We start from the raw sequence: 15,445 nt of genomic DNA, 5'->3' as shown, positions 1-15,445 counted from the left end.
CGTCAAGAAGATATTTTATTCTTAGATCATATTTACATGATTTTTCTATTTCTCTTGATGAGAATATTCCTTCAGAGTAGCAGAATATTATTATTTGAAGCATTGTTACTGGATTTACAGTAGGTTTTCTCCCAAATGATGAGTAGACTTTTCTTAGTTCTGTTAGGTCTATCCTTTCAATTATATTTTTTACAAGCCTTAGTTTTATGTCATCTTGGATGTATACTTCTGTGTTAAAGTTTAATTTTAATTGAATTGTATCACCAACTAGTGTAAGATTAGTTAATGATGATGTATTACTATTTTGTTTCATAAATACATTGTATCAGAAAAAGACGAGGATGTTTAATTTCCTCGTCTTTTTCTATGTTAGGACTTTTGCAACAGCCCCAAACATTGATACGTAAGAAATGTATCAACCCTTACCCTTTTATCAGAATTTAAGTTGATACACAAAATTATTTACAGGCCCAAATTTTATATTTTTAATGATGAAAAAAATTTATATTCTAATTCTTGTGACTTTATAAATTTGTTGTTATTCATCTCTATTGAAATAATAAATGCAATAATCAAATCATTTACAATATATTCACCTATATGAGTTTCTAATCCATTATGAGAATCATTTACATCATTAAATAGCCTTCCTGAACATATTGTAAACTCAGATTTCTCAGATAGGCTCGAATTAACATCCGAAGAGATATTAACCTGCCTTACATTATTTCTATAAGCTATATCACTAATTTTAAGTATGCTTTTGGAAAGTCCAGATTTTGAAATATTAATGATGAGATCTTCCTTTGTTAAATTACTAACGTAATTCAATAAATTTTCTATTGAATTAGATGTATATGCATTAATACCTAACCTATTTAATCTGAAATCTAGATCATGTGCTATTGGCATTGTATTCCCAGCAGCACATATTAAAATAGTTTTCGATTCAAAAATTAGTGTTATAAGCTGTTTTATATTATTAATATTCTCTTCATAATTAATTGTATCAATTAGTTCTTTTTTACGATTAAGAAATAACTGAATAGGCTTTTCATTAAAATTCTTAAAATCCGCAACGTTCGCATTATTTAAATCTCTTAGCAATAATATCTTCATTTGATAGAATCCATCATAACCACAATGCTGACACATTCTAACTACAGTTGCATCACTAACTTCAGTTCGAGAAGCTATTTCTTTAACATTCATCAAAGATGCTTCATTCGGATTATTAATAATAAATTCTGCTACTTTTTTTTCAGCTTTAAATAAACTATCATATTTTTCTTTAAATGTTTCAATCACATTATTTTCAGTAAGTTTTGATTTCATAAACACCTCTTATGTAATTATATTACATAAAAAACTATTTTCAAAAAATAAAATTACATTTTATCTTGACTATTCCGAAAAAATTCTGTATACTGTATATATGAAATGATATTTCTTAATAGTTTTGTAATGAGTTTATAAAAAACAATACTACATGGAGGTTATATGAATATTATTGAAATCTTGGATGATAATCTAATTATGGAGAGCTTAGAAGCAAATTCTAAAATTGATGCCCTTGATAAAATGTCTGAAAATTTACTAAAATATGACTACATATCAGATAAAAAAGGTTTTCTTGATGATGTTCTTTATAGAGAGGAACTAGGAACTACAGGGATAGGAAATTACATAGCAATTCCTCATGGCCAAAGTGACTACGTTAAAAAAACTACAATATCAATTGCTAAATTGGTTGATGAAGTAGAATGGGAAACTCTTGATGATAATAATGTTAAGGTCATTGTTTTATTTGTGGTAAAAAACGGAAAAGATTTTTCAGACAATCATCTTAAGCTTCTTTCAGAAGTAGCTTCTTCTCTCGCTAATGATGAAATTTTGAATAAGCTTCTTTCTGCTATAAGCAAAAATGATATTAAAGAATGTTTTGTATAGGTTCTTTATTAAGGAGGTTGCCATGTAATAAATATTTTATACATATTTTATAACTCACATTACTTTGAACATTAAATTATTAAAATTAAAGGAGAAAAAAATGATACTAAATATGAAACAATTATTAAGCGTTGCTAATGAAGAAAAGTTTGCAGTACCTGCATTTAACATCTCTTCTTTACCTATGTTGAATGGTGTTATAGCCACATGCGAAGAATTAAATTCACCTGTAATAATAGAAATTCACCCTGATGAGTTATCATATGTTGGTGATAGCTTTATTAAAACTGTTGTCGATAAAGCAAACAAAACAAAGATACCTGTCGTAATTCACTTGGATCATGGTGCTAACATTCCTCAAGTTGTAAGAGCTATTAAAGATGGTTTTTCTTCCGTAATGATTGATGGTAGTACTTTAAGTTTTAAAGATAATATAGAATTAACAAAAAAGGTGGTAGAAATAGCGCATACTGTTGATGTATCAGTGGAAGCTGAGATTGGAACCATTGGTGCTGAAACAGGAGATGAATATGCAAGCACAAAAGATATAAGATATACCGTGCCAGATGACGCAAAAAAATTTGTGGATGAGACCGGCTGTGATACACTTGCAGTTGCTATAGGAACCGCTCATGGTTTATACCCAAAACATTTCACCCCACATTTGAAGCTCGATTTATTGTCAGAAATTAAGGAGTTAGTAAAAATACCACTTGTATTACATGGCGGTTCATCAAACCCTGATGAAGAAGTTGCTGAAGCTGTAAATAGAGGAATAAATAAAATCAATATTTCATCAGATATAAAACTAGCGTTTTACACAAAATGTAGAGAAGTTTTAGCAAGAAACGAAAATATAAGAGAACCTAACGTAATTTATCCAGAGTGCATTGAATCAATGTCAGAGGTTGTTAAACACAAAGTTAAACTATTTAAATCAAACGATAAAGTTAAATACTATTATTAATTAAAGAAAAGAGGAATATATGAAAATAGCATGCGTTTGTGCTTGTACTTCAGGGATTGCTCATACTTATATAGCCAGAGAAAAATTAAAAAACGCTGCTTCTGAACTTGGTTATACAATAAATATTGAAACTCAAGGTACCATAGGAACTGAGAACAAACTTACAGATCAAATGATTAATGAAGCAGATGTTATTCTATTGGCAGTTGATATTGCTATAACAGGAAAAGAAAGATTTAAAGGTAAAAAAGTTGTGACTGTTCCAACAACTTATTGTGTTAAATCTCCTAAGAAATTGTTAGAAACTATAAAAGATAAAATAGATAAATAGGAGTTTATTATGAAAAAATTTCTAAATGAATTGAAGAAACATATTTTAACTGCAATTTCCTACATGTTACCATTAGTAGTTGCTTCTGGTTTACTAATAGCAATTGGAAATTTAACAGGTGGTCAAGTAGTTAAAGAATTTAGTGAATTAACAATACCAAGTGCATTAACAACTTTAGGTGTATTTGGTATGGGTCTATTACCATCATTCATAGCAGGATACACTGCTTATTCAATTGCAGATAGACCGGGAATAGCACCGGGTTTCTTAATGGGACAAATAGCATCATTCCTTGGTGCAGGGTTCCTAGGAGGTATTGTAGGTGGTTTAATTGCTGGTTACATAGCAAAATTCTTGATTGATAATCTAAAAGTACCTAAATGGGCCGAAGCTTTAATGCCTATGCTAATTGTTCCTACCTTAACAGCTATATTTGCTGGACTAATTATGTTTTTTGTAATTGGTCAACCAATCGCATGGATGACATCAAAATTAACTTATTTCATAAAGAATTTAGATAGAACATCTAAAGTTACTTATGGATTCATAATAGGATTTTTAGGCTGCTTAGATTACGGTGGCCCAATTAGCAAAGTTCCAAATCTAATATGTGACGGACTTCTTCTTGAAGGAATTTTAGAGCCAGAAGCTATAAAAGTTCTAGCAGCAATGGTTCCACCAATAGGTGTAACCATATCCTTAGTATGGAGCAAACTATTTAACAAAAGAATTTATAACGATGTTGAAGTTGAAAATATTAAAGTTGCTTTTCCGATGGGATTGTGTATGATTTCAGAAGGTGTAATTCCTATTGCCATGAACGACTTAGTTAGAACAGTTTTTTGTACTTCCATAGGATGTGGAGTCACAGGAGCGATCAGCTTTAGTATGGATGTAGGAAGCCCAGTGCCATCTGGTGGAGTTTTTGTAATTCCAGCAATGACAAGGCCTGGTATGGCTGTATTAGCTTTATTAGCAGGTTCCTTAGTTACTTCAGTATTACTAATTTTGACAAAGAAAAAAATAACCAAAGAAGAAGCATCAAGAAATAATGATACATTTGAAGATGAAGACTTCAATTTTGATGATATACAAATTTCACAAGCTTAAAATAGTAGATTAAAATTAATATAAATCGAGTAGGAGGTAAATGATTAATTCATCTACCGACCTCTCACACCACCGTACGTACGGTTCCATATACGGCGGTTCTACAGTTTAATAAGAACTTTATTGTAATAGCTGATTAGGGATATATAGACCCTTTCAGCTATTCTTTTGTTGTTAAGAGCTCTGCTTAGTACTGGTCTTTTGGCTATCCTCCAATAGGATTTGCGTGTGTTTGCCCATTGACAAGCTTGAAATTTTGCTATTCCTAACTTTACTAAGTTTGTAAATTTGGTTTTTACTTTCTTCCAGCCTTTCCATGCACACATTCTGATTCTTCTTCTTAACCATTCTCTAGAGTTTGAATATGATTTTTCATATTTGCCAGTTTGAAATATCTCGGATAGTAAAATTAATCCAGACACTTTTAAATGAAATAAAAAGCCATTTATGATACACTTAAATTACACAAAAAACATTAAGGAGTATCAAAATAGCTTACAATCATCTTACCATAAATGAAATAAATAAGATAGAGGTACTAAGAAAAGAGGACTATTCTTCTAGAAGAATAGCAAAAATTTTAGGTTTTCATCACTCCACAATATCTAGAGAATTAAAAAGGTGTGAAAATGATTATGAAGCTGTCTATGCTCAAAAAGATAAGGTTAAAAAATCATCATCTAAAGGAAGAAAACCAAAATTTGATGATAATATCACCAAATGCATATCGGAAAAACTTCATAAGAAGTGGTCTCCTGAGCAAATAGCAAACACTGTATGTAAAGATATAGTATGCTTTAAAACAATATATAATTGGATTTATTCAGGAATTATAGATTTTGATATTTCCAAACTAAGAATAAAAGGAAAATCAAGAAAAGCCAAAGAAACAAGAGGTAGATTTAACATTGGTAAATCAATAAATAAAAGACCTAAAGAAGTTAAAAAAAGGAATAAATTTGTTCACTGGGAATTAGATACAATTGTGTCATCCAGAGGTAAATGTAAAGGTTGCCTAGCAACATTTGTAGAAAGAAAAACTAAATTTTACATAGCCTTACCTATGATAGATCGAAGTAAAAATTCTATGCTAGAAGCAATTGACAAGCTAATTAAATCTTTACCATTAGAAGCTTTAAATACTTTCACATCTGACAGAAGCAAAGAATTTGCTTGTTATGAAGATGTTGAAAAACGAGGGATGAATTTTTATTTTGCTGATGCATACTCAGCATGGCAAAGAGGTAGTAACGAAAATTCTAATGGTTTGTTAAGGGAATATTACCCTAAGAAAACAGATTTATCTAAAATATCTATTAATGAGCTGATTAAAAACTTAATGGAGCTTAATACCAGACCTAGAAAATGTCTAGAATATCAAACTCCATTTAATTTATTTATGCATGAACTTAGTTTGGTTTAGGTGTTGCAATATTATTTGCAATTCATCTAAAATAAATTTAGACTTTAAAGAATACTACACCTATTATCGTCTAATCTAGAATATTAAAAAATTAACCTTTATTCTAAATTTGAATGTCTTTTTCTCATTGACTCAGAAGTTTCTGAGTTAAGATTCATTAGAAACAAAATGAAAGCATCAGTCACAAGCAAAGCTGCTTGTTCAAATAAACTACCCATAGGCTGATTTGATTTATCAACATCCTTTAATACCAATGAATCTTCGCTAATTTGAAAAATTTTAGAATCTTTATTGGATGTTATACTTAAAATTTTAGCTCCGTCTTTCTTGACTCGTTCTCCTATAGCATACAGTGAGTTTGTGTTTCCTGAATTAGATATAAGTAATACTGTATCATCTTTTCTAGCTAAAGGAGTGCTAATATCCCCTATTAAGTATGCATAGTACCCTAGATGAACTAGTCTATTTACAAAACCTCTAGCTGCCATGCTTGATCTTCCAACCCCACCTACAAAAATCCTTCTATCCTTTTTAAAGTATTTGGATAGTTTTTCAAAGTCAATACATGTATTTGATTTGAAAAACTCGATAATTTCACCTTCTATTAATTCTAAGTAAGATTGACTACTCATATTTACTTCCTATCTTTCTTAATATTTCAATGTTGTCTAATATTTTTTCATTTTTAAAAATATATCCACCAGATACGACAGCCTCAGCACCGCTTTCTAGTATTGGTCCAAGTGTTTTATCATCGATTTTTCCATCAACCATTATCCTATATGAATATTCTTTCCTTATCTTTATTTCATATAATTCTTTAATTTTATCATACATTTCTGTAATTATTTTAGAATTTGATGTTCCAGGTTTTATGGTTAAAACTAAGACTTGATCTACAAAAGGCAAAATCGCTTCTATGACGGATATTGATGTGTGCGGGCTGATCGCTACGCCAACTTTTTTGTTATGTTTTTTTACTTCTTGAATAATATTCATAACATTAAAAGTACTCTCAATATTGAAAGTTACACTATCAGCCCCTGCTTCTATAAATTTTTCAATTTTTCTTTCTGGATTCATCATCATAAGATGTAAATCTAATTTAAGATTTGTATGTTCTCTTAAAGTTTTTACAAACTTAGGCCCAAACGCCATATCTTCAACAAAATTTCCGTCCATTATATCTATATGAATCTCTTTTATCTCACTTTTGTTCAAAATGTTTAATGTCTCTTTAATATTCCAAAAATCACTATTTAAAATTGAAGGTAGTATATCAACCATTTTTTTCACCCAGCAATAAAATATTAATATTTCTATTTCTTTCTCTCAGCTGATCCCAATCAACAAAGAATACTTTACCTAATTTTCCTAATAAGATTTTTTTATCTTTGATTATGAGGGTCATAGAATTACTTCCAAATAGTGAAGATTTTAGATGGGCATCTGTATTAAGCATGGTCCATTTTTCTGGTGGGAATTCTGAATCTCCTAAGTTTAATCCAAACTCAATATGTTTATTTCCAGGGCTATGGTAATCACCCTCTGACCTCATAGTTGGGGCTATTGTTTCCATCATTTCAGCTATATCAACATGTAAGAAATCATCACCGAAATAATTTCTATCATGCATATCCTCATCAAAAAATAATGAACAAGTTGTGTGAGAACTTGAAATAACTATTATTCCATCTGTTATGGCGTTTTTATCTACTATATCTTTAATATTATCTGTTATATCATGGAAGGATGGTCTTCCTGCAACTGTTTCTAATTTAATAGAATCATGTATAATCATTATTTTTCCAATTCTTTACGTATTTGTTCAAATACTTTTTCTCTGCCTACTCCAGTTAATAAAGCAACACCATTTATTACTTTTGCCTTTACAGAATCAGGAACAACCGTTGTGCTAACAACAACATCATAATCATCAAATTTATTTAATTCATCAGCAATTTTTGATTGATAAATTTTAGCATCAGAGGCTAAATTATTATCAGATAACCACTTTTCTATCTTAGAAACAGCTATTGTTGATGTTGCATGACCGGCTCCACAAATTACTAATATTTTTTTCATTTATAATCTCCTTTATATTATTACTCTATTGAAAATAAGAAATTTTCTTAACCTTATTGATGTAATACATTATTAGTATTACCAACATTCCTATTATTACTACCCCTACTATGCCTAAATATTTTAATGCTAATACATATAAAACAACAGGCCATAAAGCCGCTAATAGCATTGTTACTAATCCTGCTGTCCCTACATCGAAGCTAGCTAAATTAAATACGTCTGTCATTACTGGAGCTAACCATGTTGATAAATAAAGACAAGCAGCAACATATATAGCACTTCCTAGTACAGTTCTAATAACGTTTCCTTTAAAGAAAGGAACCATCATAGCTATAGCAAATGCGAAAAATGCTAAATCTCCAAAAGGCAAAACTTGATTACCTGGTAATACTAATGCTAAAGCCAAAGAAATTGGAACTAATAATATTGATGTAGACATAACTGCAGAGTGTCCTACTACAAGTGCAGCATCCATTCCTATATTAACTTGTCTACCACCTAATTTATTATTGGCAAAATCTGAAGCAGCTTCTGCTATTGGTCCAAGGCCTTCCATAAACATCGCAACCATTTTAGGCATTATTTTCATTACCGCCGCTGTAGATATAGCAAGATTTCCGATCTTAGCTGCATCATATTTAGCAAAAATACCAACTATTGCACCTATAACTAATCCTATAAAAACAGTATCTCCCAATATCCCAAATCTTTTAGTTAAAGATTCGGCGTCAAGATCAATTTTATTTAGACCAGGTATTCTATCAAAAACCCAATTTAAAGGACGTGCAATTATTGCACCAGAATTAACCATCATGTGGCTTATCGCTATACCAGGATATCCAAAAAATTCACTAGTTTTTTTCTGATTTATATCTGCAAGTAACCATTGAATCATTACTGCAACAGTTCCACCTACTAGACCAAACGCAAAATTACCTGTAATTGATTGAGTAATCATTCCCATAAATATTGGAAACCAAAAATTCCAAATATCTACATTCAAAGTTCTAGTTAAACCCAAAAATACGAACAATATATTAACTACAAGTGAAATAGGTATCATCATCAAGCCTAAAGATGTAGAGAAAGCTAAAGGCCCTCCAACTCCCACACCTATATCTAATATATTAAGAGAACTACCATAATGATTTCCCATTTCTTGAATTGCACTTCCTAAACTACCTGACAACAAGTTCAATACTAGTCCAAGACCAATCGAACCAATTCCTACTGTTATACCTGACATTAGGGCCTTTCCTGGCTTTAAACCAAAAATAATTCCTAAAATAAAGATTATTATTGGTAAAAAAACATTTGATCCAAGACCTATGAACCATTGAAACGAATTAATTAAAACTGACATTAAATCCTCCTTATTAAACTATATTTTAGTCAATTCCATTTTCTTTTAAAATATTTAGAATTTCATCCTTATTATCTGATTTTAGAAGAAAATTTATAACTTCCTCATTAGCAAATAATTCCATTAATTTTTGTAAAGTTTTTATTTGATCACCAGGTTCCTTCATAGCAAGCATGAATACTAAATTTACAGGGAATTTATTATTAACATCTGTCATGTCCGAAAAATCAATTGGTTTTTTTAAAGATGCAAAACAAATTTGTGACTCCAAAACGTGTTTTGAATCAGTATGTGGTATAGCAAATCCAACATTTCCTATTTGTATTCCTGTTGGGTACTCAGATTCTCTACTTACTATTCCATCATAAAAAGAATCCTTTACACATCCGCTATTACTTAAACAATCTGACATAAATTTAAATAGCTCATCCTGACTATTGACGCTTACAAAAATATTTATTAACTTCTTATTAAAATACATATTCACCTCATATACTTCTAATTTCTTCTATTAATTCCTTAGGGCTATAACATCCTACCAATTTATTGACTTTCTCTTTCGAGTTTATCTTTTTATATATTTTATCTACTATATAGCGAATATTTTCTTCTTCATCATCTTCAAAATTCATGAAAATAACTAATGATATCGGGACCCCGTCCCAGTCGATAGGACTCTTTAGAGTACATATTGCTATATGTGTTTTATTAACTGTTTTTGGACTTGCATGAGGTAAAGCTACCCCATATTCTAATGCTGTAATTCCTATAGCTTCTCTAGCAAAGATAGACTTCAAGTAAGAATCATCAACAAATTTATTTTTCTTTAATGAATGGCCAACATATTCGATTAATTTTTCTTTATTCTCAAATTCTTTACTCAAAAATATAGTTTCTAAAGATATTAGCTGAGCAATGTCTATATTATTTATATTTTCACTACTTATCTTGTCTTTCCTTATTTGATGTCCCTTACTAAATATTTTTGTATATTCAGATATTATTTTTATATAGTCATCATTATTAATTATAGGATTAACAAAAACATAAGGTATATCTAAATTTAAATAGTCCAAATTTATAGATGAAATAATAAAATCTACATCACTTAAATCACTTTTACTCAAATCATCTAATGTTTTTACTGATAGAATATCTTTTTCTGGAAGAAATCCTTTTACTTTGTTATATATAAGCTGAGCACACGAAACTCCATATTGGCATACAACCAAAATATTATTAGACTTATTCGAGGCTTCTATCTGGATTTGAAAATATATTAAAATCAAAGATACTTCATCATCATTCATCTTTATCTTAAAGAAATCTTCCAATATATTAGCTGAATACCAAATTATACTAAATAAGGTTTTATACTCTTGACGCAAACTTTTTAAAAGGGGATTTTGTATATGAATACCTAGTTTTAATCTCTCAACCATAGCTGATATATGATATGAAAGTGCCTTAACCAACTCTTTATTATTACTAAAATCGACTCCTTCAATCTTGCTAACCCTTCCAATAAATTTATTTACTATAAAGGAATTGTCAGTTCTATCTCCTATTTGTTTATCCATCAACCTATGGGCATAAAGTTGTTTATTAAGATATGTGATATCTTTGGTCTCTAAATTTAGTTTTAATTCATCTTTTAAAAAATTAACAAAACTTTTGACTGTCTCTGATTCACTATCATTAAGCTCAGGATTGTTATAATTAAAATCATCTTCAATATGACATCCTATATTAACTCTAGAACATAAGGTAAATACAGATGTCAGGAATGATTGAATATAATAATCGGGGAGATTTTCTATCAAACTTTTACTATTAAGAAACAATTCTTCGTATATCCTATTAACTATATTTTCATCAAAAAATGTTAACTGAGCTTTATTTATTGAACTTAAGTATGAAACCTTATCTGAATAATGAAATATTATCTCTATTAAAGAACGTTGAATATTTAACTCGTCTCCGATCAACTCAATTCCTGATATATTTGAAACTATTTTTGATCCATATCCTTCTATTACTTTATTAATAACCTTTATATCATTATAAATTGAAGTTTTACTTACAAGATATTCTTCAGATAAACTCTCTAAGGTTAGATTGTTATTCGTTAAAAAAAGCTGCTTGATAATGTAAACCCTCCTATTATCGACAGAGTAATTATCACTATCTATTCTTCCTTTAATCTTTTTCTCTAAATTTATAATATTTTCAGTATCATTTGTTTTAAGCAAGATTCCCTTCGAAGGAATATTAACAATATCTATATTGTATCTATTTGCTATTGTTCTCAAACTATCGATATCTTTAAAAACTGTTCTTCTAGACACTTGCAAGTAATCACTTAATCTTCTAGATGAAATAGGTTCATTATGATTAGATAGAATTTTTAGCATCTTGTATTGTCTTTCGATTGTATCACCTCCCTAAGATTAAATAATAGATCATCTATTTAACCCAATTATATAATAGGTTGAAACTATGGTCAATTACACTTATTTCTACATTCATTGTTAACGTTTGTTAAAATCACCATGGATAGTTACAAAATTTTATTTAATAGATAATATTAAATTACATGGTTTAGCTATGGAGGTTTTAATTACTCTTTAAAAATGTAAAATACTAATAAGAATAAAGAAAGGAATCCTATATGTAATGGAAAAAATAAGCAGGAGAGATTGGGCAACCTTATTTCTGGCTCTTTATCATGTATCTCCCATAGCTATAAACCAGTTTGCCCCAAATATTGTAGACAGCCTCGGCATATCTATAAGCTCAGGAGAGCTCATACTTAGTTTAAATGCTATAACTGGCACTATATTTTTGATTATGGCTGGCAATATTAATGAAAAATTTGGCATGCGAAAGACAACCATCTGGGGCTTAAGCCTTATAAGCATTAGTGGCCTCATACCTATATTGTTTAAAAACGAAGTCTCTCTTATCCTTAATAGGCTAATTTTAGGGGCTGGCATTGGAATTTATGCTGCAAATTCATCTACTTATATAAGCTTCTTTAATTCAGGCAAGAAAAAGGCCAAATTACATGGTTTTAGGAATGCCTTCGAAATGATTGGAATTATACTTACGATTTTTATAGCCGGGATCTTTGGTAGGAATGATTTTTATAAGTCTTTTGCAGTTTATATTTTAGCCCTAATCCCACTTATATTTTTCTTAACATCAGTCCCAGAGATTGAAATTGCAAACAAGGAAGATAAGTCAAAATTCAAGGCCAATGGGATTGTTAAATATTACATAGGCCTATCCCTAGCAATTATCATGTCAATAAATGCCATGAATCTTAGATTCCCAAGTGTTCTCGCCAATAACGGGGTCCATGGCGAGTCCATAAGTCTCTATACAATGGCTATTATGTTTATTGGTATGGTTGGCGGCCTAGCCTATGGAATATTCTTTGAAATCTTTAAAGAAAATACCTTAAAGCTAGCGACCTTGATGGTGATTATTGGAAGTCTGATAATTTCTGTTACGGATAAGTCTGTAATTTTATTGGTCCTAGGGGTGGGAATCGCTACATTTTTCCAATCAATTTGTATTTCCTTTTTACTTGGAGATTTAGAAACTCATATGGCAAGCAAGCACCTGGCCAAGGCTACCGGGATCTTATTTGCTTCCAATAACCTCGGCATGTTCATCGCCCCTCTTTGCCTGATGGCCCTTAAGAAAATCACAGGATTTACAAGCCTAACTGGAATATTTCTTGGTATAGGGGCTATCTTATCAGTGTTTCTAATATATGAAATATTTTTCTTAAAGAATGATAAAATTAATGCAAATGAAAGGAATTTTTATTAAATGACCAAGGACCTCTATCCAAACCACAGCTTAGAAGAAATCATAAATGACATGGATACAAATGACAGAAAGCGACTTGCTAAACAATCTTATCCCACAGATGGAGTGATAGTTAAATCTGATCTTGCTTATATCAATGATAGGGATGACTTTCACCTTTTTGATATTTATTATAATGAAGAAAATAAGGGCAAGGGCCTGCCTACTATCATAAATATCCACGGTGGTGGCCTTGTTTATGGGAGAAAAGAATTAAATAGAAATATTAATATTGAATTTGCTAGAGCTGGTTTTAATGTAGCAGCCCTTAATTATAGGTTACTTCCTCAAGTAAGTCTTAAAGAGCAAATCTCTGATATTATAAGTGGTATTTCTTTTATTTATAATAATCATGAGAAATTTGACCTAAATATGGATAAACTTTTTATAAGTGCCGATTCAGCAGGGGCCTATTTGGCCATGGCTGCCTTTGCAATCATAAATAGTGGCGAACTTCAAGATTTATTTGGGATTTCCTGCCCAAAGATTGAAATTGACGGCATGGTTTTTATCTCTCCTATGACTAGACTTGCAGATGACGGATCATTTTCAAGTATTAATGAATTTGTTATAGGCGGTTTAAACCATGATGATCTAAAAACTTATGCCAAAAACATGATTAAGATTTTTGATAAGGTAAATCCTTGCCCGATTTTTATCCAAACTAGCAAGGAAGATTTTATTAGAGACCACTCTTATGACCTTAGGGACTATCTTGACGAAGGAAGCGGATTTTATGAATTTGCTGACTTTGGAAAAGGAATAGACCAAGCTCTCGGCCACGTCTTTCCCGTTTGCTATCCAAAATGGCCAGAGTCTATTATAGCAATTGGCCAGATGGTTTTATTTTTGAAAAATTTATAGGAGGAATTATGAGAAAATTATATATAGTTAGACACGGACAAACACTTTTTAATCTCAAGGGCATGACTCAAGGATGGTGTGATTCGCCACTTACAGACCTTGGTATCCGACAAGCTAAGAAAGTTGGGGAGTATTTTAAGGAAAACAATATAAAATTTGATGAGGCTTACTCATCTACCCAGGAGCGAGCTTGCGATACACTTGAGCTTATAACAGACATCCCTTACAAAAGAGTCAAGGGCCTTAAAGAGTGGAATTTTGGCATGATGGAAGGTGAAGCTGAAATCCTCCAAAAAGTACCAAGACGCCCTGACCAAATGACCCACGAAGATTTTTTCGTGCCTTGGGGTGGCGAAAGCGATAAGGAAGTTGCATCTAGAATGAGTAGGACAATCAAAGAAATCCTTGAAAAGTCAACTGCAAATACCATCCTCATGGTCAGCCACGCTGGCGCCATGTGGACCCACGTCCTTTCAACCTTGGATAATCCAGAAAAGGATAAGCCAGGCCACTTAGGAAATTGTGCCATCCTTGAATACGATGTAGATGATAATAACAAACTTAAATTTGTAAAAATCCACGAACCTGCTAAGGATGTAAAATAATCTAAAAGTCCCACCGCTTGGTGGGATTTTTTCATTGAGAAGGTAAGCTTTATATTATGCCCTTATCCTTCAAATAATAATAGACTCCATCTGAATCTACGCTCTTACAGGTATCAAAGGAAATATTTTTTAGGTTTTCTGAAGCATTTTCCATAGCTATACCCCTTACCTGCTCAAACATTTCTATGTCATTATCCCCATCACCAAAAGCTAGGGCCTCGTTTTTGTCAAAACCATAATATTCTAGGATTTTTTCTACAGACCTGCCCTTGCCCCCATCATGAGGGATTATGTCAACTGCCCTATCCCACCAAGCTGTGATTTTAAGCTTATCTGTGCCAGCTAAGGCTTTTTCGTATTCTTCTTTTTTAATAGGCATGACCATTTGATAAACATCATTATCTCTTACAAATTTCCCTATATCATCTACTATGTCTGGCATAGTAGAGCCGAAAGAAAAATATTTTCCTAGATCATCATTTAAATAATTTGCTACATATCTATCCCTGCTTGCAAGACCCAAAGGCTTATCCATAGCCTTGGCATTTTCTATCAATTTTAAAACATCAGCCCTATCAAGTGGGTTTGAAAAAATTTGGTCTTTGTCATTAAAACACAAGGACCCATTGAAGGTTAAGTGACAATCAAAATCTATACCGTCAAAGTGAGGAATCTGGATTGGCGACCTGCCTGAAGCTATTACAAGAATTATCCCCTTTTCCTTAAGAGCACTTAGGGCTTTTCTAGTTTTTGCTGAAATATCGTCCTTATCTAGGCTTATCAGGGTGCCATCTATATCGAAAAAAATTATTTTTATATCTTGCATATCTTCTCCTTTTCTTTTATTATATCATAAAACTTACTC

At 31.1% G+C, this 15,445-nt stretch carries 18 protein-coding genes; 8 read left to right on the top strand and 10 right to left on the bottom strand.

The window, feature by feature from the left end:
* Both NH286_RS07520 and NH286_RS07515 read right to left on the bottom strand, forming a co-directional pair.
* The coding region (locus tag NH286_RS07520) for a transposase (protein ID WP_265237984.1) at positions 1 to 313 on the bottom strand (313 nt) is incomplete at its 3' end.
* A gap of 164 nt (positions 314 to 477) precedes the next feature.
* The gene (locus NH286_RS07515; protein ID WP_265237982.1) at positions 478 to 1,335 is read right to left on the bottom strand and encodes a MurR/RpiR family transcriptional regulator; all 858 of its coding nucleotides are present in this window, start codon (positions 1,333 to 1,335) and stop codon (positions 478 to 480) included.
* Between the two features lie 165 nt (positions 1,336 to 1,500).
* Between NH286_RS07515 and NH286_RS07510 the strand changes: the two genes are divergently transcribed.
* From NH286_RS07510 to NH286_RS07490, 5 genes are all read left to right on the top strand, one after another.
* Positions 1,501 to 1,950 carry a PTS sugar transporter subunit IIA gene (locus NH286_RS07510; RefSeq protein ID WP_265237980.1) on the top strand — a complete coding sequence of 150 codons (450 nt, stop codon included), beginning with the start codon at positions 1,501 to 1,503 and terminating at the stop codon, positions 1,948 to 1,950.
* A 100-nt stretch (positions 1,951 to 2,050) separates the two neighbouring features.
* Complete coding sequence (locus tag NH286_RS07505; protein WP_265237978.1) at positions 2,051 to 2,917, top strand: ketose-bisphosphate aldolase; 867 nt, start codon at positions 2,051 to 2,053, stop codon at positions 2,915 to 2,917.
* A gap of 19 nt (positions 2,918 to 2,936) precedes the next feature.
* Positions 2,937 to 3,248 carry a PTS fructose transporter subunit IIB gene (locus NH286_RS07500; RefSeq protein ID WP_265237976.1) on the top strand — a complete coding sequence of 104 codons (312 nt, stop codon included), beginning with the start codon at positions 2,937 to 2,939 and terminating at the stop codon, positions 3,246 to 3,248.
* A 9-nt stretch (positions 3,249 to 3,257) separates the two neighbouring features.
* On the top strand, positions 3,258 to 4,358 hold the full coding sequence (locus tag NH286_RS07495; protein ID WP_265237974.1) for a PTS fructose transporter subunit IIC: 1,101 nt from the start codon (positions 3,258 to 3,260) through the stop codon (positions 4,356 to 4,358).
* A 490-nt stretch (positions 4,359 to 4,848) separates the two neighbouring features.
* Entirely contained in the window at positions 4,849 to 5,781 is a 933-nt protein-coding gene (locus NH286_RS07490) for an IS30 family transposase (protein WP_265237986.1), read from the top strand.
* 98 nt (positions 5,782 to 5,879) lie between these two features.
* Here the strand turns inward: NH286_RS07490 and NH286_RS07485 are convergent, their stop codons facing one another.
* From NH286_RS07485 to NH286_RS07455, 7 genes are read right to left on the bottom strand one after another with little or no spacing between them, the layout of a single operon-like run.
* Positions 5,880 to 6,413 carry an SIS domain-containing protein gene (locus NH286_RS07485; protein ID WP_265237972.1) on the bottom strand — a complete coding sequence of 178 codons (534 nt, stop codon included), beginning with the start codon at positions 6,411 to 6,413 and terminating at the stop codon, positions 5,880 to 5,882.
* Positions 6,406 to 7,068, bottom strand: coding sequence for a ribulose-phosphate 3-epimerase (locus NH286_RS07480; protein ID WP_265237970.1), 663 nt, complete (start codon positions 7,066 to 7,068; stop codon positions 6,406 to 6,408). Before NH286_RS07480 ends, NH286_RS07485 begins: the two co-directional genes overlap by 8 nt.
* Entirely contained in the window at positions 7,061 to 7,582 is a 522-nt protein-coding gene (locus NH286_RS07475; protein WP_265237968.1) for a YjbQ family protein, read from the bottom strand. The genes NH286_RS07480 and NH286_RS07475 overlap by 8 nt, the downstream gene beginning before the upstream one ends.
* Positions 7,582 to 7,866 (bottom strand): PTS sugar transporter subunit IIB, encoded by a 285-nt coding sequence (locus tag NH286_RS07470; protein ID WP_265237967.1) that lies wholly within the window; start codon positions 7,864 to 7,866, stop codon positions 7,582 to 7,584. Before NH286_RS07470 ends, NH286_RS07475 begins: the two co-directional genes overlap by 1 nt.
* A 25-nt stretch (positions 7,867 to 7,891) precedes the next feature.
* The gene (locus tag NH286_RS07465; protein ID WP_265237965.1) at positions 7,892 to 9,232 is read right to left on the bottom strand and encodes a PTS galactitol transporter subunit IIC; all 1,341 of its coding nucleotides are present in this window, start codon (positions 9,230 to 9,232) and stop codon (positions 7,892 to 7,894) included.
* 25 nt (positions 9,233 to 9,257) lie between these two features.
* Complete coding sequence (locus NH286_RS07460) at positions 9,258 to 9,713, bottom strand: PTS sugar transporter subunit IIA (RefSeq protein ID WP_265237963.1); 456 nt, start codon at positions 9,711 to 9,713, stop codon at positions 9,258 to 9,260.
* 7 nt (positions 9,714 to 9,720) lie between these two features.
* Positions 9,721 to 11,646 (bottom strand): BglG family transcription antiterminator, encoded by a 1,926-nt coding sequence (locus NH286_RS07455; RefSeq protein ID WP_265237961.1) that lies wholly within the window; start codon positions 11,644 to 11,646, stop codon positions 9,721 to 9,723.
* A gap of 262 nt (positions 11,647 to 11,908) precedes the next feature.
* Here NH286_RS07455 and NH286_RS07450 point away from each other — a divergent pair, with 262 nt between their 5' ends.
* Genes NH286_RS07450 through NH286_RS07440 form a run of 3 tightly spaced genes read left to right on the top strand, consistent with a single transcriptional unit; the run spans position 11,909 to position 14,580 of the window.
* Complete coding sequence (locus NH286_RS07450) at positions 11,909 to 13,072, top strand: MFS transporter (RefSeq protein ID WP_265237960.1); 1,164 nt, start codon at positions 11,909 to 11,911, stop codon at positions 13,070 to 13,072.
* Positions 13,073 to 13,975, top strand: coding sequence for an alpha/beta hydrolase (locus NH286_RS07445; RefSeq protein WP_265237959.1), 903 nt, complete (start codon positions 13,073 to 13,075; stop codon positions 13,973 to 13,975).
* An 8-nt stretch (positions 13,976 to 13,983) separates the two neighbouring features.
* On the top strand, positions 13,984 to 14,580 hold the full coding sequence (locus tag NH286_RS07440; protein WP_265237958.1) for a histidine phosphatase family protein: 597 nt from the start codon (positions 13,984 to 13,986) through the stop codon (positions 14,578 to 14,580).
* Positions 14,581 to 14,629: 49 nt separating this feature from the next.
* On the opposite strand, the gene NH286_RS07435 is transcribed toward NH286_RS07440, so the two are convergent.
* Complete coding sequence (locus NH286_RS07435; protein ID WP_265213121.1) at positions 14,630 to 15,406, bottom strand: Cof-type HAD-IIB family hydrolase; 777 nt, start codon at positions 15,404 to 15,406, stop codon at positions 14,630 to 14,632.
* Positions 15,407 to 15,445: the final 39 nt, after the last annotated feature.

It is taken from the genome of Anaerococcus sp. NML200574 (assembly GCF_026131665.1).
GTDB lineage: Bacteria > Bacillota > Clostridia > Tissierellales > Peptoniphilaceae > Anaerococcus > Anaerococcus kampingae.
Note: the sequence above shows the minus strand (reverse complement) of the source record. Positions and strands in the feature narration are given on the sequence as shown.

What these genes read in the sequence shown, in the direction of transcription:
- NH286_RS07440 (WP_265237958.1), top strand. Translation starts at nt 13,984, where the DNA reads ATGAGAAAATTATATATAGTTAGACACGGACAAACACTTTTTAATCTC.
- NH286_RS07470 (WP_265237967.1), bottom strand. Translation starts at nt 7,866, where the DNA reads ATGAAAAAAATATTAGTAATTTGTGGAGCCGGTCATGCAACATCAACA.
- NH286_RS07485 (WP_265237972.1), bottom strand. Translation starts at nt 6,413, where the DNA reads ATGAGTAGTCAATCTTACTTAGAATTAATAGAAGGTGAAATTATCGAG.
- NH286_RS07455 (WP_265237961.1), bottom strand. Translation starts at nt 11,646, where the DNA reads ATGCTAAAAATTCTATCTAATCATAATGAACCTATTTCATCTAGAAGA.
- NH286_RS07445 (WP_265237959.1), top strand. Translation starts at nt 13,073, where the DNA reads ATGACCAAGGACCTCTATCCAAACCACAGCTTAGAAGAAATCATAAAT.
- NH286_RS07435 (WP_265213121.1), bottom strand. Translation starts at nt 15,406, where the DNA reads ATGCAAGATATAAAAATAATTTTTTTCGATATAGATGGCACCCTGATA.
- NH286_RS07505 (WP_265237978.1), top strand. Translation starts at nt 2,051, where the DNA reads ATGATACTAAATATGAAACAATTATTAAGCGTTGCTAATGAAGAAAAG.
- NH286_RS07510 (WP_265237980.1), top strand. Translation starts at nt 1,501, where the DNA reads ATGAATATTATTGAAATCTTGGATGATAATCTAATTATGGAGAGCTTA.
- NH286_RS07450 (WP_265237960.1), top strand. Translation starts at nt 11,909, where the DNA reads ATGGAAAAAATAAGCAGGAGAGATTGGGCAACCTTATTTCTGGCTCTT.
- NH286_RS07515 (WP_265237982.1), bottom strand. Translation starts at nt 1,335, where the DNA reads ATGAAATCAAAACTTACTGAAAATAATGTGATTGAAACATTTAAAGAA.
- NH286_RS07495 (WP_265237974.1), top strand. Translation starts at nt 3,258, where the DNA reads ATGAAAAAATTTCTAAATGAATTGAAGAAACATATTTTAACTGCAATT.
- NH286_RS07475 (WP_265237968.1), bottom strand. Translation starts at nt 7,582, where the DNA reads ATGATTATACATGATTCTATTAAATTAGAAACAGTTGCAGGAAGACCA.
- NH286_RS07465 (WP_265237965.1), bottom strand. Translation starts at nt 9,232, where the DNA reads ATGTCAGTTTTAATTAATTCGTTTCAATGGTTCATAGGTCTTGGATCA.
- NH286_RS07460 (WP_265237963.1), bottom strand. Translation starts at nt 9,713, where the DNA reads ATGTATTTTAATAAGAAGTTAATAAATATTTTTGTAAGCGTCAATAGT.
- NH286_RS07480 (WP_265237970.1), bottom strand. Translation starts at nt 7,068, where the DNA reads ATGGTTGATATACTACCTTCAATTTTAAATAGTGATTTTTGGAATATT.
- NH286_RS07500 (WP_265237976.1), top strand. Translation starts at nt 2,937, where the DNA reads ATGAAAATAGCATGCGTTTGTGCTTGTACTTCAGGGATTGCTCATACT.